At 64.7% G+C, this 18663-nt stretch carries 15 protein-coding genes; 5 read left to right on the top strand and 10 right to left on the bottom strand.

The features are described 5' to 3' along the window. Positions 1-3: 3 nt before the first annotated feature. The 5 genes from FJ940_RS19750 to FJ940_RS19730 all read right to left on the bottom strand — a co-directional run bounded on the left by FJ940_RS19750 (position 4) and on the right by FJ940_RS19730 (position 5953). A complete protein-coding gene (locus FJ940_RS19750) occupies positions 4-648 on the bottom strand; it encodes an alpha/beta family hydrolase (RefSeq protein ID WP_140521445.1) in 645 nt (214 codons plus the stop codon). A 221-nt stretch (positions 649-869) separates the two neighbouring features. Next, complete coding sequence (locus FJ940_RS19745; protein ID WP_140657614.1) at positions 870-1991, bottom strand: tetratricopeptide repeat protein; 1122 nt, start codon at positions 1989-1991, stop codon at positions 870-872. Next, positions 1988-2896, bottom strand: coding sequence for a Ku protein (locus FJ940_RS19740; RefSeq protein WP_140521443.1), 909 nt, complete (start codon positions 2894-2896; stop codon positions 1988-1990). The genes FJ940_RS19745 and FJ940_RS19740 overlap by 4 nt, the downstream gene beginning before the upstream one ends. A 225-nt stretch (positions 2897-3121) precedes the next feature. Then, a complete protein-coding gene (gene ligD, locus FJ940_RS19735) occupies positions 3122-5608 on the bottom strand; it encodes a DNA ligase D (protein WP_140499059.1) in 2487 nt (828 codons plus the stop codon). Between the two features lie 120 nt (positions 5609-5728). Then, positions 5729-5953, bottom strand: a complete 225-nt coding sequence (locus FJ940_RS19730) for a hypothetical protein (protein ID WP_140499061.1) — start codon at positions 5951-5953, stop codon at positions 5729-5731. Between the two features lie 342 nt (positions 5954-6295). Between FJ940_RS19730 and FJ940_RS19725 the strand changes: the two genes are divergently transcribed. Then, positions 6296-7561: an NAD(P)/FAD-dependent oxidoreductase gene (locus FJ940_RS19725; RefSeq protein WP_140582516.1), complete on the top strand. Its 1266-nt coding sequence runs from the start codon at positions 6296-6298 to the stop codon at positions 7559-7561. A gap of 107 nt (positions 7562-7668) precedes the next feature. Next, positions 7669-8856, top strand: coding sequence for an ATP-grasp domain-containing protein (locus FJ940_RS19720; protein ID WP_140582519.1), 1188 nt, complete (start codon positions 7669-7671; stop codon positions 8854-8856). A 12-nt stretch (positions 8857-8868) separates the two neighbouring features. Here the strand turns inward: FJ940_RS19720 and FJ940_RS19715 are convergent, their stop codons facing one another. From FJ940_RS19715 to FJ940_RS19700, 4 genes are all read right to left on the bottom strand, one after another. Next, the gene (locus FJ940_RS19715; protein WP_140559831.1) at positions 8869-9687 is read right to left on the bottom strand and encodes a class I SAM-dependent methyltransferase; all 819 of its coding nucleotides are present in this window, start codon (positions 9685-9687) and stop codon (positions 8869-8871) included. Positions 9688-9709: 22 nt separating this feature from the next. Beyond that, positions 9710-10921 (bottom strand): GNAT family N-acetyltransferase, encoded by a 1212-nt coding sequence (locus FJ940_RS19710; RefSeq protein WP_140630568.1) that lies wholly within the window; start codon positions 10919-10921, stop codon positions 9710-9712. 480 nt (positions 10922-11401) lie between these two features. Next, on the bottom strand, positions 11402-12703 hold the full coding sequence (locus FJ940_RS19705) for a hypothetical protein (protein WP_181171789.1): 1302 nt from the start codon (positions 12701-12703) through the stop codon (positions 11402-11404). Continuing rightward, positions 12700-13869, bottom strand: a complete 1170-nt coding sequence (locus FJ940_RS19700; protein WP_140556375.1) for a glycosyltransferase — start codon at positions 13867-13869, stop codon at positions 12700-12702. Before FJ940_RS19700 ends, FJ940_RS19705 begins: the two co-directional genes overlap by 4 nt. A 294-nt stretch (positions 13870-14163) precedes the next feature. Between FJ940_RS19700 and FJ940_RS19695 the strand changes: the two genes are divergently transcribed. Next, positions 14164-15324 carry a DUF1972 domain-containing protein gene (locus FJ940_RS19695; protein WP_140657612.1) on the top strand — a complete coding sequence of 387 codons (1161 nt, stop codon included), beginning with the start codon at positions 14164-14166 and terminating at the stop codon, positions 15322-15324. Then, positions 15321-16580, top strand: a complete 1260-nt coding sequence (locus tag FJ940_RS19690) for a cellulase family glycosylhydrolase (RefSeq protein WP_140516157.1) — start codon at positions 15321-15323, stop codon at positions 16578-16580. The genes FJ940_RS19695 and FJ940_RS19690 overlap by 4 nt, the downstream gene beginning before the upstream one ends. 33 nt (positions 16581-16613) lie before the next feature. On the opposite strand, the gene FJ940_RS19685 is transcribed toward FJ940_RS19690, so the two are convergent. Then, the gene (locus FJ940_RS19685; RefSeq protein ID WP_140556369.1) at positions 16614-17483 is read right to left on the bottom strand and encodes an NmrA/HSCARG family protein; all 870 of its coding nucleotides are present in this window, start codon (positions 17481-17483) and stop codon (positions 16614-16616) included. Positions 17484-17586: 103 nt separating this feature from the next. Between FJ940_RS19685 and FJ940_RS19680 the strand changes: the two genes are divergently transcribed. Beyond that, positions 17587-18477, top strand: coding sequence for a LysR family transcriptional regulator (locus FJ940_RS19680; RefSeq protein WP_140521434.1), 891 nt, complete (start codon positions 17587-17589; stop codon positions 18475-18477). Positions 18478-18663: the final 186 nt, after the last annotated feature.

Here is an 18663-nt window from a genome sequence, read left to right as displayed (position 1 = left end):
GGGTCAAGAGACGAGCTTGCCCGTCCAAGCCTTCACCGTTTCGGCCAGCGTCTTCAGATGATCGGCGGTCGAAAACCCCGAGATGCTCTTGCGCGGCTTCAGATCGTGATCGCCATCCTCCAACCATACGACCTCGATGCTGTCGGAGAGCCCATAGCCGGCAATCTCGTCGGGCGTGCCGAACTCGTCGCGCGTGCCCTGGAAGATCAGCGTCGGTATCGTCAACCCGGCCAGATGCTTGGTCCGCAACTGCTCGGGCTTGCCGGGCGGGTGGAAGGGATAGCCGAGGCAAAGCAGGCCCGAGATTTCGCCCCTGGCAAACATCTCGTCCGCCACCATCGAGGCGACGCGACCGCCCATCGATTTGCCGCCGATGATCAACGTCCCGGTCACGCCCCTCGCCCTGAGGTCGGCGATCGCCTTGATGTATTCCGGGTTCACTGTCTCGGCGCGCGGCGGCGGCTTGCGGTGGCCATAGCGGCGGGACGCCATATAGTGGAACTCGAACCGCGCGACCTGAAAGCCTACTGCCGCCAGCGCCTTGGCGGTGGCGGTCATCGAAGGAGAATCCATCGACGCGCCAGCGCCATGCGCGAGCAGGATGGTGACGGGAGCTGTGTCGTCGCCGTCGAAGAGGAAGGTGGTCATGGAATAGGGCTCCCGTGGCTCGGCGTTGGTGACCCCTTCTCCCCTTGTGGGACCCGAAGGGCGGCGAGACCGTTGGCTCGCCCCGGGGGTGGTCTCGCGAAGCTCGGCCGGATGACGGGTGTTCCAGGGAACGCAAACGCCTCATTCCGTGACGCACCCCTCAACCGTCTCGGCGCTGCGCACCGATCCACCTTCTCCCACAGGGGAGAAGGAAAAGAGCCTTAGCCCGCCGTCCGCGCCAGCTGCATGTCCACGAACTGCACGCCCTTGGCCGCAACTCCAGCCCACTCCGACTCCGCGTCGAGCTCCAGATACCGCGCCCACAGCCGCCGCGCTTCCAGCAGATTGCCGGCGTCGAATTCGAGCCGGGCGAGATTGAAAACCGGATCGGCGTAATTGCCGTCGAGCGCGATCGCCTTCCACAAGTGCCTTCGCGCCGACGCCGTCTTGCCCTCCTCGCTCATCAGCCCGGCGAGATTGAACCAGGCCTCGACGAAAGCCGGATCGAGCTTGATCGCGCGCGCATAGTCATGGGCCGCTTCCGCCGGGTGGCCGCCGGCGCGCAGGCAGTTGGCGCGGTTGAAGGCTGCGATCGCGTCGCCTGGATCGATGGCAAGGCAGCGCCGGTAGAGCGCGGCGGCACCATCATGGTCGCCGCCCTCCTCCGCCGCTTCGGCCTCGGCGAACAGCTCTTCCAGCGGATCGTCGTCGGAGGCGCCGAGATCGAACAGCAATTGCCCGTCGAGCTCGCTCTCGCCGCCATCCAGATAGATCGCATCGGGCCGCCCGGATGCCGAGCCGACCGCGAGCGACTTGGCGGTGAGCGAAGCCACCGGGCCGGAACGATGCACCGAGCGCGCGATCGCGCCCCATGTCGCGCCGCCGGCGACCAGCCCGGCATATTTGCGCGCCAGGATCAGGTCGCGGAAGGAATAGGGTTCCGAGTCATGTTCGAAGGCATCGAACAGCGACAAGAGATCGAGGTCGGCGCCGGATAGCTGCGACTGATCGATCAGCGATTGCCGCGACAGCGAGGAGGCCTCAGGCGCCTTCATCAGTCCGAGCAGGCGCAGAAAACCGTTCTCGCTGAGCAATGTGCGCCCGGCGCCGCGCTCGGCGGCGACGCGGCGTTCGACCTCGACATCGCCGGTCTTCGTGAGCCCGGCTTTGACCAGCCCGGCCTTGAGCAGCAGACCGCGACCGAACACGACATGCGTGGTGCGCCGGATGACACCGCGCCTGAGTTCGCCATGCTGGCGCGCGACCTCGCGCGCCGCCAGCCTGAGCGGAAACGCCGCCAGCGCGCCGATCGTGCCGAATATAGCGCCGGCTGGTGCCGTCACTTCTTGCTCTTGCCGACCGCCTTCAGCAGGTTGGCTTTCAGCGGATTTTCAGCAGCGCCGCCCGCGGCCGTCTTGGCCTTGGCGGCGGGCTTCTCGTCGGCCTTGCTCTTCGACTTGGCCGGCGGCTTCGACTGCGACTGCGACAGGCTCGCCTTCAGCGCATCCATCAAATTGATGACGTTGCCGCGCTCGGGTGCCGCCGCGATGATAGGCTTGTGGCCCTTCAGCTTCTCGCGGATCATCGCCATCAGCGCGATCTCGTAGCGATCCTCGTAGTTCTTCGGATCGAAGGTGGTTTCCTTCTGCTTGATCAGCGCTTCGGCGAGTTGCAGCATTTCAGGATCCGGGTTGCCGGCAGGGATATTGCCGAAATATTCAGCCGTGCCGCGCACTTCGTTCGGGTTCCTCAACGTGCACACGAACATGCCGTTTTCGCGCGCGCCGATCGTCACCACGCGCTCGCGGCTGGACAGGACTAGCCGCGCGATCGCCAGCTTGCCGGATTTGCGCATGGCTTCGCGCAGCACGGCGAAAGTCTCCTCCGCCATCGCGCCGTCCGGCGCCATGTAATAGGGCGCGTCCTGGTAGATGACGTCGACCTCGTCCTCGTCGACGAAGGCCTCGATGTTCATCGTGTGGTTGGATTCGATGCGCACCGCGTCGAGGTCGCTATCGTCGATGATGATGTACTGCTTGTCCTCGTACTCGTAGCCCTTGACCAGGTCCGAACGCTCGACCAGTCCGAGTTCCGGATCGACCGGCTTCATGTTGATGCGGTTGTGAGTCTTCTTGTGCAACTGGTTGAACGAGATGCGCTCGCTGGCGCTGGTGGCGGGGTATAGCCGCACCGGACAGCTCACCAGACTGAGCTTGAGGTAACCTTTCCAACTTGCCCTGGGCGCCATGATGAACTCCTACGCGGCCATGCACTGAAACTTTTCGCAGCGCTTTCGTCCGAAGGACGAACAAGGCTGCGCAAATCCTACACCGACCCCGCACCTTACCGGCAAATCCTGACGAAATGTTTTAGGACGCCGGAAGGGCCGCGAGTAGAGAATAATTCAAATTGTCAAAAGCGTCGATGGACTTGGGTTTCCTCGCCCCCGCGAAGCGGGGGAGAGGAAACCAATTTATTTGAACGTGGGCAAATCCCGAGCAAACTCGTCGATCTCAGCCCACGGATCGCCCGACGTTTCCAAGAGTCCCGGCAGCGACGCATAGTTCAGGTCCTGCGGCGCGTCGATCGTCTCCAGATCCGCCCAGCTCACCGGCGTCGAGGCCGGCAGGTTGGTGCGGGCGCGCAGCGAATAGGGTGCGGCGGAGGTGTGGCCGCGCGCGTTGCGGTGATAGTCGATGAAGATGCGCTTCTTGCGGTTGTCCTTGCCCATTGTGGTGGTGAAGGTGTCAGGCGCGCTTGCCGCCAGATGCGTGGAAATAGCGCTGGTCGCCTGGTGCAGCGTCTTCCAGTTCTGCCTGGCGGTCACCGGCACGGTGATATGGATGCCCTTGCCGCCCGAGGTTTTGGCGAAGGGGACCAGCCCCAGCCTCTCCAGTTCGCCCTTGATGTGCACCGCGGCCTCCACCACTTCGCGCCAGGAGATCCCTTCGCCCGGATCGAGATCGAAGACGATCTGGTCGGGCCTGTCGAGGCTGGTGCGATGCGTACCCCAGGTGTGGAACTCGACCACGCCGAACTGCGCCAGCGCCAGATAGCCCTTTGCGCCCTCGACCGAGAGGTAGGATTTGGTCTCACCCTCGGAATTGGTCGCCTCGAAGGTGGCAACCGAAGGCGGCATGCCGGTGAAGGCATGGCGCTGGAAGAAGCAGTCCTTCGGCAGGCCGGTCGGGCAGCGCACCAGCGACACTGGACGCCCTAGAATATGCGGCAGCATGAAATCTCCGACCAGCGCGTAGTAGACGGCGATGTCGAGTTTGGTCGGCCCGGTCTTGCCGAACAGGCGCCTGGTCGGGTTGGTTACCCAGATCGTGGCGAGGTCAGCCTCCGCGATCAGCCGCTTGCGCTTGGCCGAAACCGGCGTCGAGAGGCCGACATCCCTGAGGCCGCGAAACACCGCATGGCGCAGAGCATTGTCCGCCGTGCGGTTGGCGTAATGGATATGGGCTGAAAACAGCGGCTTCACCCAATGCATCTCGCGCATGATTTCGCGCGGCGCGCCTTCGGGCGCCATGGCGCCTGATGTGAGCGGCTCCAGCCGGGCCAGAAGATCGGCCGCGGTCTCGGCGTCGAAGCCGGTGCCGACCTTGCCGCGATAGTGAAGCTCGCCGTCCTCGAATTCGGCAAGGCCAAGCGCCGCCAGCCCCTCGGCTGCATCCGAAACGGTGTAGCCGGCGATGACAAAATCGCCGGTTTGCAGCGCCTTCGTCTTGGTCCAGCTCTTCGTGCGGCCGCTCTGGTAGGTCGCGGTTGCGCGCTTGGAGACGACGCCTTCCAGGCCAAGCTCCGAGGCCTGGTCGTAAAGCCCCTGCCCGTCGCCGCCCACGTGATCGCTGTACTGGATCGCGGAGTTGGCGCGCAGGCCGGCGAGCAGTTCGGCCAGCAGCGCCTTGCGCCTTTCCAGCGGCGCCTTGCGCAAATCCCAGCCGTCGAGATGCAGGAGATCGAAGGCGTAGAAATGCAGCTTGCTGCCGGCGCCCTCCGCCAGCGCGTCCTGCAGAAGCGCGAAGCGGGAAATGCCCTTGCCGTCGAGCACGACGATCTCGCCGTCGATGATGGCCTCCCGGCACGGCAGCTTGGCGAAGGCATGCGGCAGATCGCCATAACGCTTGGTCCAGTCGATGCCGCCGCGGGTGATCAGCCTGACCTCGCCACCTGTCAGATGCGCCATGGTGCGGTAGCCGTCGAACTTGATCTCATGCAGCCAGGACTCGCCGGTGCGGTCGCCAGGATCGTCACCGCCCGGCGGTTTCGGCACCTGTGTCGCCAGCTGCGGCTCTATGCGGGCGGCGGGAGAGGCCTTGACCGCGCCGGGCAAGGCGCCGGGCTTCAGCGTGCCGGGCCTTGGCGCAGCCTTGGCCGGCGGCGGCGCCACCAGCTCCTCGATACGGCGGCCGGATTTCACGCTCTCCGGCCGCTCTTCGAGGATGTCGAGCGTGGGATTGGAAGCGAGATCGCGCTCCTTAAACAGAAGCCAATTCTTCTTGCCCTCCTCTTCGCCGGGCTTCGGCTTCAGCCTGGTCAACATCCAGCCGCCATTGAGCTTTTTCCCGGCCAGCCGGAACTTGAAGGCGCCGGTGCGCAAGCTCTTCTCGACATCCTCCATCGGCGCCCAGCTGCCCGTGTCCCAGACGATCATCGGCCCGCCGCCATACTCGCCTTCGGGAATGACGCCCTCGAAGTCGATATATTCGAGCGGATGGTCCTCGGTCTCGACCGCCAGCCTTTTGTCGGCCGGATTGAGCGAAGGTCCGCGCGGCACCGCCCAGCTCTTCAGCACGCCGCCGACCTCAAGGCGCAGGTCGTAGTGATCCGCCGTGGCATGGTGCTTGTGGACGACGAAGCGGTTGCCCTCCTCGGCGATCAACCCACCCGCCGGTTCCGGCGTCTTCGAGAATTCGCGCTTGGCGCGGTAAGGTTTGAGCTTGGAGGGCGTCGTCATGGCATCGACCGTCGCAAGCCAGCCAATTGCAACAACAGAGCGCCATGCCTGCTCGAACGGTCCGATGCGGCATGTATCAGGGTGACTAGCCGAAACGTCGCTGCCAACCAGTCACCACGCTCAATCGTCGGCCGCCGGCGTCAGTTCGAGCTCAGCGGGCGACAGGCCCTGCCGCAGCTGGCTCAAGCGGAATTCGTCGACCCAGTAGGCCTCGCCATCGACCAGCACGCGCGCCCTATAGGTGCCGCCTGAAAAACTCTGCGCGGTGATGTAGACCTTGTGGCGGTCGAGCGCCTTGCGCACCGCGGCACGCTTGGAGTTCTGGCTGTTCACGGCACTGGACATGCGCTTCGCCCTCGGTCGCCCTGACACGGAACTCGACCGCTCTTCGCGGTCCGGCGACTGGCCCCAAGGATGGCGGAGAGCGGCGCGGGTGTCAATTTCCTCGCCGCGGCGGCTTCCCTGCAAGACGCAAGCATAGCCGACGGCATCGGCTCGATTATGTCCGCGAACCTGTGGGCTGGAACAATATGACATCTTGTTTGGCATATGCGCCGAGGCGGCTCGGCGCTTCTGCTTTCCGCATTGTTAACCTCGGCGCGCCTAGGAATAGGGCGGGCTCCGGCCGCGGCGCCAATGCGTCAGAGCGGCGCGGGGATGGCGCGGCCATCCAGGAGAACAAGGTTCATGACCGCTTCCGTGCGAAGCAATGACTGTGAAGTGGCTGTTGTCGGCGCCGGACCTTTCGGACTTGGCGTCGCCACGGCGCTCAGGGCAGCTGATGTAGACGTGCTTGCCTTTGGCAGCCCGATGGGCTTTTGGCGCGAGAACATGCCTCGGGGCATGCGGCTTCGCTCGCCCTGGCGCGCAACCTTTATCGGCAACCCGAACGGCCCGCTCTCCCTCGATTCCTACGCCAGCGGCCAGCGCGTCCAATTGCGCGAGCCATTACTGCGGCAAGATTTCGTCGACTATGGAATGTGGGTTCAGGCTCAGGCGGTTCCGGATCTCGACACGCGCATGGTGAGCCGTGTCGAACGGACCAATGCGGGATTCCGGCTGATCCTTGCCGACGGCGATGCGGTTCGCGCCGGCCGCGTCGTCGTCGCCATGGGCCTGAAGAACCAGGAACTGGTGCCCGCCGCCTTCACCGGCCTGCCCTCCGAACTGGTCAGCCACACCAGCGCGCACATTGGATTCGAAGCCTTTGCCGGCAAGCATGTCGCCGTTGTCGGACGCGGACAGAGCGCCTGCGAATCCGCCGTCCTGCTGAGAAAGGCGGGAGCCGACGTCGAACTCGTCTGCCGGGGCGACATCCATTGGCTGGGCGCGCCGTCCAGCAGCCGGGGCCGCAATGTGCTCGGCGCCGCCGAGGAACTCCTGGCGTCGCCCTCGCGCGTCGGCCCGTTCCCGCTGTCCTGGCTGATCGAGGCGCCGGGTCTCGTGCATGGTTTGCCGGCGGCGGCGCGACGCTGGGTCAATGCGCGTGGCCTCAGGGCCGGCGCGTCAGGCTGGCTGCGGCCGGACTTCGGCGGCATCAAGGTCAAGGCCGGCCGCGTGATCGTCGGCGCCTCCGCCAGCAACTCCGGACTAGACTTGCGGTTCGAGAACGGCTCGACCGCTTACGATCACGTCCTGCTCGCGACCGGCTATCGCATAGACATCGGCAAGCTCGGGCTCTTCGCCCCCGATTTCCTCGATGCGATCGCCTGCCGCGACGGATCGCCTGTCCTTTCCACGGGACTGGAATCGAACATTCCCGGCCTGCATTTTGTCGGCGCCAGCGCGGTCGCGAGTTTTGGCCCGTTGATGCGTTTCACCGCCGCCACCCCGTATGCGGCGCAGGCCGTCACCCGTTTCATACGCACTGCCAGAAGCAAGGGGCAGAACGCACGGCGCTCCACCGTGAGACTGGGCGAAGCCTCGGTTCCCGCCGGCCCGAAGCCGCGTTGAGCATCGCGGGCCCCGCCATGTATCAGCGCGATCAGGCGGGGCTCTCGCCTGTCAAAGCGGAAGAGCTGGGCAACCGGCCGTGCCGGACAGCATGTGAGGATGTAGGCTTGGCGACGTCAGGCGCAGTGTTTCTTGGGGGCGCGCACGGCACGCTTGCCCTGGCGCGCAGCCTCGGCGCGCAAAAAGTGCCCCTCACCTACATCACCAATGATTCGCCGCTGCCGGGCTGGTCGCGATTTGTCGGAGCCACCATCCGCTGGCCCGGCCCAAACGATGAGCGGGCACTGCCGTTTCTGCTGGAAGCGGCGCCTAAACACCGGCTGGAGGGATGCCTCCTGATCCCGGCCGCCGATCCAGAGGTTCGCCTGGTCTCGGAAAACCTCGCCGCCCTGTCGGCGATCTATAAGATCTTGCTGCCTTCCTGGGATGCGTTGCAGTGGGTCTGCGACAAGCCTCTCCTCTACAGGCGGGCAACCGAGTTGCGGCTGTCCATTCCAAGGACCTATGACATCGCATCCATGGCGCAGGCCTCATCCCTGGACATGGTTTTTCCGGTCGTTCTCAAGCCTCACATGGGCGGCGGCAACACCCGCATCGCCAGGGCCAAGGTCGTCCAGGCCGACGACAGGGCCTCGTTTCTTGCCGCCTATCGCGACGCGGCCGAACAGGTCGGCGGCCAAAACGTCGTCGTGCAGGAGCGCGTGCCGGGCGGGGGAGAAAGCCAATTCTCTTACGCCGCGCTCTGGAACGAGGGCAAGCCGATCGCGGAGTTCACCGCGCGCCGCTCGCGGCAGTATCCGGTCGACTTCGGCTATACCAGCACCTTCGTCGAGATCGTCGACGAGCCCCGCGCCGTCGCTGCCGCGCGCACATTGCTGTCGTCGATCGGCCATAGCGGCCTGGTCGAGGTCGAATTCAAGCACGATTGTCGCGACGGCACGCTCAAGCTTCTCGACGTCAATCCGCGCCCCTGGTCGTGGTTCGGACTTTGCGCGCCTGCCGGCGTCGACCTGGGCGCGATGCTGTGGGAGACAGTGAACGGCCGGGCCACCGCAGCCGCTACCGCTCGCCCGGGAACGGCATGGATGTATCTGGCCCGCGACGCTGTTTCATCCGTGACGCTGATGCTGGGCGGCAGGCTTGGCATCGCGGCCTATGTCAACTCCTTCGCGACGGTTCGATCCTGGGCGGCGTTCGCCTCAAACGATCTGCTGCCGGGGCTGATCGAACTGCCGCTGACGGCATGGCGGGTGCTGACGAAACGGCTGCTGAACCCGGCCGGCCGCCGGCCCTGACAAAATCGCCCTTTATGATGGCCGGTAGTCGAAGATCGCGTAATCGATGGTCCGCACCGCGTCGAGGAAACGCGGCATGGGCGGCGTCACGCGTTGGTGGAAAGACCCGGCATCGTGGATGGCGGGCTTCGCCCATTCGATGGCCCTGTGGCTCGAACTGCCGTAAACGACGAGGCAGGGCCGCGGGTGCCGTTCCAGCGACGACATGAGATTGCCCAGCACGATTTCGAACACGTCCCTGGAAAAGGGATTGTAGAAATAGACCAGCAGCGGCGTCGGCGGGAACTCATACGTCGCGGCATCCGCTTCGATAACTGCAATCTGGCGGCATTTCTGGGCCGGGCTCTTGTATCGCTCGATGTTGCGCCGGGCGATTGCGACGAGCTCCCGCGCGAACTCCACACCGACAATCGCGGCGAACGGGTAATGCGAGGCCAGCAGGAGCGTGCGCGACTTGCCCGAACCGATATCGATGAAGGTGTAGTCTGCAAGATCGTCCGTCAGCCTGTCCATGATGAAGGCGAAGGATCTGGGCGACGTGCAGACGCATTCATTGCCCTGGTCCCGGTGCGGTCCGACGACATCGAGCGCGTCGAGCCGGATCGAACCCGCCGTGTCGACGCCATTGTCGCGATCCCACTGGCGCGCCAGCCGGTCGGCAACGAGATGGCGGATGTTGCGTGCGACGAAGCGGCCGCTGTCACCAAGGCCATGCCGTCGCACGAGCCGGAACGGTTCGAGGATTCCTTGCTGCCGGACGAACCGCAGCGCCCTCGCGATGCGTCCTCTCGACCGGTCCTGCAAATCGATGCTGTACGTTTTACGGTTCATTGCGGATCAGCTCGGTTGCCTGTCAGCGCAAGCGGCGCAGGCCGCGCACCAGGCCTTGGCCGGCCTTGAGCAGCCGCGGTTTGGAGCGAATGAAAAGCTCGATCCGGCAGCGCAGCGAAATGTAGGCGGTGGCGCCCCATCCCCGCAGTGTCATCGACTGGCACAGTTCCGCCAGCACCGAACTGGCGGCGCCGATGTGCTCCTTATAGCCCTGGCTGCCGACCGAAAGGTCGAAATAGTCGAACCCGTGCCCGCGCCCCCACATCATCAGCTTGCCAAATGTCGTCAGTCCCGGCGGGGCGACGGCATTCTGGTCGATCCCGAGCAACAGGGTATGGAGCGTGCCTTTCCTGACCAGTACATAGATGACGGCGAGCCAGGCTTCCCCTCCGCGCAATCCGAAGATGCGCACCGAGCCGTCGGAAAGGCCATGCAGCGCGGCAACTCGGTAGAAGTCGACGACGGGTTCCTGCGTCAAGAGGTCGAAACGGCCGAGCTCGCGAAACCGCTTCAGTCGCAGTTCAAGGAGCGTGTCAAAGAGCGTTTCCGTAAGCGCCGGCGTGTCGGCCTCGACCAGGCTCAGGCCACCGAGCTTTTCGAGGCGGCGGCAATGCTTGTGAAAGCTCTTGGCGAAGGAGGGCCTGCAGATGCGCTTGATGAGCGTTTCCGGTTCGCCGTGCAGGACAAGGCCGGAGGTGATCTGGAGAGAATCGTGCGCCGCCGAAAGCAGCGCCAGAGGATTGGCGACTCGTTGGATCTGTTGCGGGATTCCCAAGATATGGATGCGATCCGCCGGTGGCAGCACGGCGCGGACTGCCGCCCATGCGGCGTCGGCGCCTTGCCTGGTCCATGCCCTGTCATCCGCCAGCAGCGGTGCCGAATAATCGCAGACGCCGCAGCTCAACCATTCGATCACGGAGTGGCCCAGCGCCCGGCGCCGCATCAGCGGCAAAAGCATGACCGGCGCGCCCGTGGCGGCGTCGTTCACCTCGACGACAAGCAGTTCCGCGCCTTTGGGCATCAGCCGTTTGGCGATCCCCTCGACCCACGCATAATGCTGATGCGCGGTGCACACGCCATCGGCCTGAAATCGCAGCCAGAGCGGCTTTACAGTGTCGAGGCTGGTGTGCAGCCGGGCTTTGAAGCGCGCGGCTGTACCGGCGCTGGCGGCAGTCGGGGACAATAACCCGTCGGATAGATCCGTCTTGGGAGCCGTTCCCGTGGCTTGCCACATGCTTCTCCTGTCCTCCCGGCCGGCCATAAACATCGTTCACGCAAGCAGTGTAAACCCCGCCAACTCAGGACCGCCCCGGGCAGCCGTGCGTTGGAGCGCACGAAAGCCATGGTTGCGGACCAATGGCAGCGCTTGCGATACCCACGCATCCTAAACCACGGCAAAGTTCGGTCAGGACCAGACCTTTGGCGCCATTATGTTCGTTGCTTTCGCCTACCGGCCGATGGCCGAACTAGTCGAACCTTTGCCCGCGTGCCCAGCTCGTCGACCTGCCATGAGGCCCGGTGAGACGTTGGGCACTTGCGCTCAGGTCGATCGCTAGCATCAAAGCATGAACGGTGCGTTGATGGACACTCAGAAATTGCACCGATCGGTCGTGCCACGTCGGGGCCATTCGTGAGACGACGCCGACGACAAACGGGGCCTTCCCGCCGCGTGCGTCCGTTACACCCTCACTGCCTCGCCTGCCACCGGTCTCTGCTACCGTTTTACCGGGGCGAACGGGACCGACCGCCGCCACCCGCCCAACCAGCTGTCGCGCCGCTGGTCCGGGTGCTCGATGTTCCATATGCGGTGACGCGCGAAATACCATGATGCGGCAAGGACGAAGATTTCGGAGACCGCGGAACCCAACAGCGACCACGGCGGAGGCGCGATTGCCAGCAGGATTGCGATCAGCGTCAGCCCGATTATTGCGCCACCGGTCGTGATGAACGCGACGGTCCGGAAATCGCCGAGGATCTCAAGGATGATGCGAGGCATGACATAAAGCATGACCGGGATGAAATTCGCGATCACGAAAAGTCCGATGAATCCGACCGAGGCATCCTGGAGGGCCTGGGATTTTATCATCGGCAGGACGAATAGGATGGCACATCCATAGACGAGGCCACCGATCCCCATGACCAGCGACCAGATCTTCGCTTGCGCCCAGACACGGCTTGTTTCGTTATTGCGCATCAGCTTCGCCAGCTCCGGCTGCGTCATGTTGAAGAGAGCAAGGCTGATGATGCGCAGTGGGGCAAACAGCACGAGGACCGCCGCCAGCGGCGCGTAAGCGGCGGGTCCGGCAATGCCCGCGACCAGCAGGGCCAGGCATTGACCCTGGATGTTTGTGGTGGTCGCGCTGAACGCCGACCAGCGCAGCTGCGGCCAGAGCCTTGTATAGCGGCGGCGCGTCGGCATGCGGAAGCTGATGCGAGGTGTGCGGCGCGCCAGCCGAACCAGGACGACGATGCCGAGCAGATTTGCGGCCGCAAGCACATAAAACACGGTTTGCAGCGCGTCCTTCGCCAACCACATGGTCAGTCCGGTCAGGATGATGCCGGCAATCGTGAAAGCGGCGTCGCTGATGGAGACGATCACCTGCTGGCGCCGAGCGAACAGTGCCGTGCGCATGTGGCTGCGCAGCGACCATGCGCCGACGAAGCAGCCGGCGGCGATGCCGCTCGGATCGCCCAGGAGATGCATCAGGATCGCCGTGCTGCCCGCCATCAGCAGCGACACCACAAGCGCCGCTGTTCCGAAGGCCACGTCATGGGCATCGACGCCGGCGCTGTTGGTGCTCTTGCCCATCCATATCGAGGCGGGGACGGCGGTGAGCGATCGGATGTACGACAGGCCGACGCCGCCCATCACCATGCCGATGGCGAAGAGACCGTAACCTTGCGCCGACAGCATGTGCAGCAGCGCGATGTTGAGGGCAAAGTGAAAGCCGCTCTGCATCGCCTCGCCGCCGACCATCAGCACGAGGCGTCGCAGCAGATGGACCGGGAATTTCACGGCCGGGTCTCCGCCTGGCGGGCGGTTGCCGGCCTGCCCGGCCTCGCCATCGTCACTTTCAGCTTGTCGGCGGCGATCGCCGCGATCGCGGCCGCTGCGACCGGTTCGCTGAAGACTGTCTCGTAGCGCGCGCGGCCGGCGGCAATAAAACCGCGCCAGGCCTCGGGCCGCAGGATGATCGCCTGCAATTTCGCGGCAAGGGCGGCGGCGTTGTTCGGCGGAACATGCCAGCCGGTCTCCCCGTCGCTGACCACCTCGACCAGCCCGCCGATCGCCGATACCAGTGGCGGCCGACCATAGGCCATCGCCTCGATGGCGACGCGGCCCAGCGATTCCGGGCGCCGCGACGGAACGGTGACGATGTCGGCCCAGCGGTAGTGTTGCGAGGGGTCCGGTATGAACGGCAGCACGCTGACGCGATCGGCCAATCCCATGGTGTTCACCAGCTCGGCCAAGGCCAGTTCGCGCTCGGTGCTTTCGAAAGCGCCGCCCACCAGCCGCACTTCGATGCGCGAGCGCAATTCCGGCGGCATCGAGGCGACCGCCTCGAGCAGCACTTCCTGGCCCTTGATCCTGTTGATGCGGCCGAGCAGCAGCACCCGCAACGGCCGGCTGCCGTCATAGTGCATCGGCTCGACCGCGGGCGGGCCGGCAACGCCATTATAGACCACATGCGTGCGTGAACGTCCGGCAATGCCGAAAGCGGCGCGCGTGGCGCGTGAATTGAAGATCAGGTCGGCGTGGCTCCAGCGCATCAAGGCGACCAGGATCGTGCGCATGAAACCTTCGGGGATCTCGTGGATATGCAGGACAGCCTTGTGAGGCAGCAGGCGGGCGGCCAGCGCATAGTCGGCCACGATCGAGGTGTTGACATAGACCAGATCGCATTGCCTCAGACGTCGCCATGCCCGCCATAGGGCCAGCGGCAGGCGCGCCATCTCGACGGTCGCGAGGCGCAGGATGGCTTGGCGCCGCAACACCCAGAGCGGCTCGAAGACGATTCGGCTGGCATGCGGTTCGAGGATCTGCACGATCGGCCCGCTGCGCGGCAGCACGACTTCGATGTCGGCGGACGGAAACGCGGCGCGCAGGGCTGCGACGCTTTCCGCGAAGCTTCGGTCGGAGCCATAGAGTTCGTAGCCCTGATGAACGCAGGCAATCCGCATCTTAATATCCCGCCAGGTTCATACCCCATCCAGCATCGCGCGAGGCGGATGGCTGCCGAAGTCCAGGGGCAAGAATCATGCCCGGTCCGCTTTCCCAGGCGGTTAGGCCGAGGAACCCCAGCAACGCCTCGTTTCGATACAGATACGCCCGGAAAGTTGACCGATAATGAAACAACTCCGGCGTTTGGTAAGAATTTTTTACGACGTTCTGCGACAGTTGCTCCCACTCTTGCCCGGCTGGAAGTCGCAGGGTGGGTTCTGGTGCAATGAACATTCCGGAAAGTCCCGTCGGCCATGACATCAAAGCCCTCCATCCTGATCCTGGGAACGCGCGGCATACCCGCGGCCCACGGCGGTTTTGAAACCTTCGCCGAGAAGCTGGCGCTTTTCCTCGCCGGACGCGGCTGGAGGGTCGGCGTTTACTGCCAGGACGAAGTCGAGCGTGTCGAGCACAGGGTGCGCAGCGAAACCTGGCGCGGCATCGAACTCATCCACATCCAGGTCGCCTCGAAAGGTCCGCGCGCGACGCTGGAATTCGACTGGCAATGCGTGCGCGATGCCGTGCGGCGGCCCGGCGTGTGCCTCGTGCTGGGTTACAATGGCGCGCTTTTCCTGACCTGGCTCAGGCTGATGCGGCGCAAGATCATGACCAACATGGACGGCATCGAATGGCGCCGCCCCAAATGGGGCCTGTCGGCGCGAAGCTGGTTCTGGCTCAACGAATGGATCGGCGCCTGGACCTCGCATCGCCTCGTCGCCGATCATCCTGTCATCGCCGATCATTTGGCGACACGCCGGCCGCGCAGCGCGATCGTCACCATCCCCTATGGCGGCGATCCGGTGACGACGGCGCCGGAGGCACCGGTCAGAGCGCTCGGGCTCGAACCTGGAAAGTACCTGATCTCGATCGCGCGCATCGAGCCCGACAACAACATCCTGCCGATCGTCGAAGCCTTTTGCAGCAAAAAGCGCGACATGAAGCTGGTGGTGCTTGGAACGCTCTCGGATGAAATCCCCTATCACGCCGCCATCCGCAAGGCCGCGAACGGCTCGGTGGTCCTGCCCGGGGCCATCTATGACCAGGCGACCGTGAAGGCGCTGCGGTACCACGCGCGCGCCTATATGCATGGCCACACGGTCGGCGGCACCAACCCGTCATTGGTCGAGGCGCTGGCGGCCGGCAACATGGTGATCGCCCACGACAATCCCTACAACAGATGGACCGCGGGCGCCGCCGCCCTCTATTTCACCGATGCCGGCACTTGCGCCGGCCGGATCGATCGGGCCATCGAAGACGACGCCCTGGTCGAGAGTTGCGGTGAGGCCGCCAGGGCGCGCGCCCGCGAAGCCTTCCGCTGGGAAGACGTGCTGCTGGCCTATGAGAATGAAGCCTTCCGGCTGCTCGGCGTCGTCGCCGGCGAGGCCGTTCCGGTCGACCATCCCTCGCACGCATGACGACGTGGTCGCGCCGGCGGGTTCTCGGAGCGGCGCTGTCCACGGCGGCGTTGTTCGCGCCGCTTTCTCCCGTGTCGTCCAGCCTGGCCGCCACCGGCGAATGGCGCTTCCGGCGCGGCGTCAACGCCTTCCCCTGGTTTTCGCTGACGCGCGAATTCCCCGCACCCCGTACCGACTACGACTGGCCTCCATTCCAGCAGCGGCCGGTGCCGACGGCGGCCGATCTGCGCAGGCTGCGCGCGACAGGTCTCGATTTCATCCGCCTGCCGGTCGATCCTGGCCCGTTCCTGGCCGGCGATGCCGGCACGCGCGGCCGTTTGCTGGCGATGCTCGATCGGGCGGTCACCGCCGCTCTCGACGCCGACCTCGGCATCATCGTCAACGTGCAGGCCAATAGCGCGACCCACTATTGGAATCCGGACCGCATGGTCTCCAGCACTGCCGCGCCCGCCTTCGATCTCTATCGGACGCTGATCGGCGAGCTTGCCGGCCGGCTGGCGCGGTTTCCATCGGGCAAGGTCGCGCTGGAGCCGGTCAACGAGCCGCAGCAATCCTGCGAGTCCAACGTCTGGTCGCAGGTCCAGTTCGCGCTCCTGACCGAAGCCAGGGCATCGTCCGTTACCCTGCCGCTGGTCGTGACCGGTGGCTGCGGCTCCATGGTGAGCGGGCTGACCGCGCTCGATCCGGCGCCGCTCTCGCGCTTCGAACCGATCCTGTTCACCTTCCACTTCTATGAGCCCTACCTGTTCAGCCACCAGGGCGCGCCGTGGATGAGCGAACCCGTCTACCGTTCGCTCAACAACGTGCCGTGGCCCGCCTCGGCCGGTTCGCTCGAGGCGACGCTAGCTTCGGTGCGGGCGCGCATGGCCGAGGACGCCGAAACCTCCGAAGCGGACAAGAAAGCCGCCTACGCGGAAACCGAGCGCGTGCTGAAGGTCTATTTTGACGCCCAGCCCGGCCGCTGGTTCATCGACAGATACCTTAGCCAGGCGCGCGATTGGGCGGATAGCCATGACATCGCGCCCGAACGCATCATCATGGGCGAGTTCGGCGCGCTGCGCACCGACGCCCGCTACGTCGCCGCGCCCGATCCCGACCGCGCCCGCTACATCGCCGACGTCAGGCAAAGCGCAGAGTCGTTCGGCTTTGCCTGGGCCTTCTGGGCCCTCTTCGACGGCATGGGCATGATGGACGACACCACGCGCGCCCTGGACCCGGCGATGATCGAGGCGCTTGGGCTGGAGATGCCGGGCTAGACGGCCTATCCCCGTTGCTTGTCCTTGCTTCCGTCAAGCGGAGGCAGCGATCGCCGAGGCGAAGTCGCGATATGGGCGCAGTGGGCGTCCGAGCAAGGCGGTCAGGCGCTCGACGTCGCCGGCCTCAGGCAGCATCCCGTTGGTCAAGAACCGCTCGCCCATCAGGCGCATGTCGTAGGCCATCCAGGCGGGCAAGAGCTGCTTGAGATTTTGCTCGAAGCCTTCGGTATTGTCGCCGCCGTAGTTGATCGGGCGGCCAAGCACCTCTGACCAGATTGCGGCGATATCCGTCCCGGTCAGTGTCTCCGGGCCGACGAGGTTGATTCGGTCGAGCGCAAGCGGCTCGGAAGACTGTTCGCGGCGCAGCAACTCGAGGGCGGCGATCTCGGCGATATCACGCACGTCGATCATGGCGAGCCCCTTGGCGCCGATCGGCATTGGGTAGGTGCCGTGGCCGGTGATGACGTCTTCGATCATCAGATCGTTCTGGATGAAGTAGGCCGGGCGCAAGATCGTAGCCTTGAAGTCCATCTCCTCGATCATGCGCTCGACGCCGAACTTGCCCGCGAAATGGGGTACGTTCACATAGACGTCAGCGTGGACCACCGACAGATAGACGATCCGCTCGATGCCGGCAGATCGGGCGACGTTGAGCGCGACCAAAGCTTGGGTGAATTCGTCCGGTACCACGGCGTTCAAGAGGAACAGAGTAGAGACTCCGGACATGGCTTTCCGCAGCGAATCGACATCGAGAAAGTCGCCTTGCACGACGGAGACGCCTGCCGGGAAGTTGGCTTTCGACGGATCGCGGACGAGAGCACGCACATCTGCGTCGCGCTTGACGAGATGTTCGACGACTTGGCGGCCAATGTTGCCCGTGGCGCCGGTAACGAGAATGGTCATGAAATTTCTCCTGTTGGATTGCTTGACAGCTCCAATATGTGTGGCTCACTAACAGCCCAACAGGCGGAAATTTTAGACACGTCGTCTCACTGGTGGAACACACATGGACCTCCTTGCCCTCGCCGATTTCAATCTCGTTGCCCGTCATGGCGGCTTCGGCAAAGCGGCAAGGGCCACCGGCCGGCCCAAGGCAACCCTGTCCCGGCGCGTTGGCGAACTGGAAAGCAGTCTTGATCTGCGCCTGTTTGAACGGGGTGCGCGTAACCTCAAGCTCACCGAAGAAGGACGGGCGCTCTTCGAGCGGACGGGAGCGTTGCTCGCCGAACTCGACGAGACCGCTTCGGCGATTGCCTCGGGCGGTCAGAGACCCAAGGGGAGGCTGCGGATCAGCGCGCCTTTGCATTTTTCTCAGACCGCAATGGGAAGGATCGCCGCGGGGTTTGCCCTCAAATATCCGGAGGTGAGGCTGGAGGTCACGACCGAGGACCGGGCCGTGGACATGATCGAGGAAGGCTATGACCTGGTGATCCGGGTCAATCCGGATCCCGACGAAAGCCTGGTCGGACGGGCGTTTCTGCGCGATCGTCTGGTCGTGGTGGCTCGCCCCGACCTTCCTCGCCCGACCGGTGGACTCGCCGCTCCTGGCGTTGCGCGCGGGGCAGGCGATCTGCAGACATTGCACGTGAAGACACAAGGCGGCCGGTCAACGATCAGGATCGAGCCGGTCGTCGCTTTGTCGACGCTCATCATGGTCCGGGACGCGGTGCGGGCCGGCGTCGGTGCGGCACGTCTTCCCATTTCGTTGGTGAGCCACGACCTGGCTGACGGCACACTGGTAAGTTGGGGGGAGATCGACGGCCCCGAGATCGCTCTATGGACGCTCTACCCCTCTCGACGGCTGCTCAGCGCGCGAGTGTCGGCGTTCATGGACTTTCTAAAACAGGCCTTCCCGAACGGGACGCCCGACGAACTGGCCGCCTATATTGGCAGGTGACGACCGCACCCGCTTTCGGGCGTGGAAAGCCTTGAAGCACTTTCCCGGCGTCCTGGCTGAGCCCCATGTCACATGCCGACGTCTTGGCGAAACGCGGGGGAACCTGCCGCTAGAGCGGAATGAATTGAGGCTGAATCGGGTGGGATTCCCTAAGGCTTGCAAATCTGATTCAACATGCTGGCTGGG

The organism is Mesorhizobium sp. B2-3-7 (assembly GCF_006442695.1).
In the GTDB taxonomy this organism is placed as follows: domain Bacteria; phylum Pseudomonadota; class Alphaproteobacteria; order Rhizobiales; family Rhizobiaceae; genus Mesorhizobium.
Note: the sequence above shows the minus strand (reverse complement) of the source record. Positions and strands in the feature narration are given on the sequence as shown.

Coding starts and splice junctions, on each gene's coding strand:
- FJ940_RS19700 (WP_140556375.1), bottom strand. CDS start 13,869: ATGCGGATTGCCTGCGTTCATCAGGGCTACGAACTCTATGGCTCCGAC.
- FJ940_RS19680 (WP_140521434.1), top strand. CDS start 17,587: ATGGACCTCCTTGCCCTCGCCGATTTCAATCTCGTTGCCCGTCATGGC.
- FJ940_RS19685 (WP_140556369.1), bottom strand. CDS start 17,483: ATGACCATTCTCGTTACCGGCGCCACGGGCAACATTGGCCGCCAAGTC.
- ligD (WP_140499059.1), bottom strand. CDS start 5,608: ATGACGACGCCCTCCAAGCTCAAACCTTACCGCGCCAAGCGCGAATTC.
- FJ940_RS19740 (WP_140521443.1), bottom strand. CDS start 2,896: ATGGCGCCCAGGGCAAGTTGGAAAGGTTACCTCAAGCTCAGTCTGGTG.
- FJ940_RS19710 (WP_140630568.1), bottom strand. CDS start 10,921: ATGTGGCAAGCCACGGGAACGGCTCCCAAGACGGATCTATCCGACGGG.
- FJ940_RS19690 (WP_140516157.1), top strand. CDS start 15,321: ATGACGACGTGGTCGCGCCGGCGGGTTCTCGGAGCGGCGCTGTCCACG.
- FJ940_RS19695 (WP_140657612.1), top strand. CDS start 14,164: ATGACATCAAAGCCCTCCATCCTGATCCTGGGAACGCGCGGCATACCC.
- FJ940_RS19725 (WP_140582516.1), top strand. CDS start 6,296: ATGACCGCTTCCGTGCGAAGCAATGACTGTGAAGTGGCTGTTGTCGGC.
- FJ940_RS19750 (WP_140521445.1), bottom strand. CDS start 648: ATGACCACCTTCCTCTTCGACGGCGACGACACAGCTCCCGTCACCATC.
- FJ940_RS19715 (WP_140559831.1), bottom strand. CDS start 9,687: ATGAACCGTAAAACGTACAGCATCGATTTGCAGGACCGGTCGAGAGGA.
- FJ940_RS19730 (WP_140499061.1), bottom strand. CDS start 5,953: ATGTCCAGTGCCGTGAACAGCCAGAACTCCAAGCGTGCCGCGGTGCGC.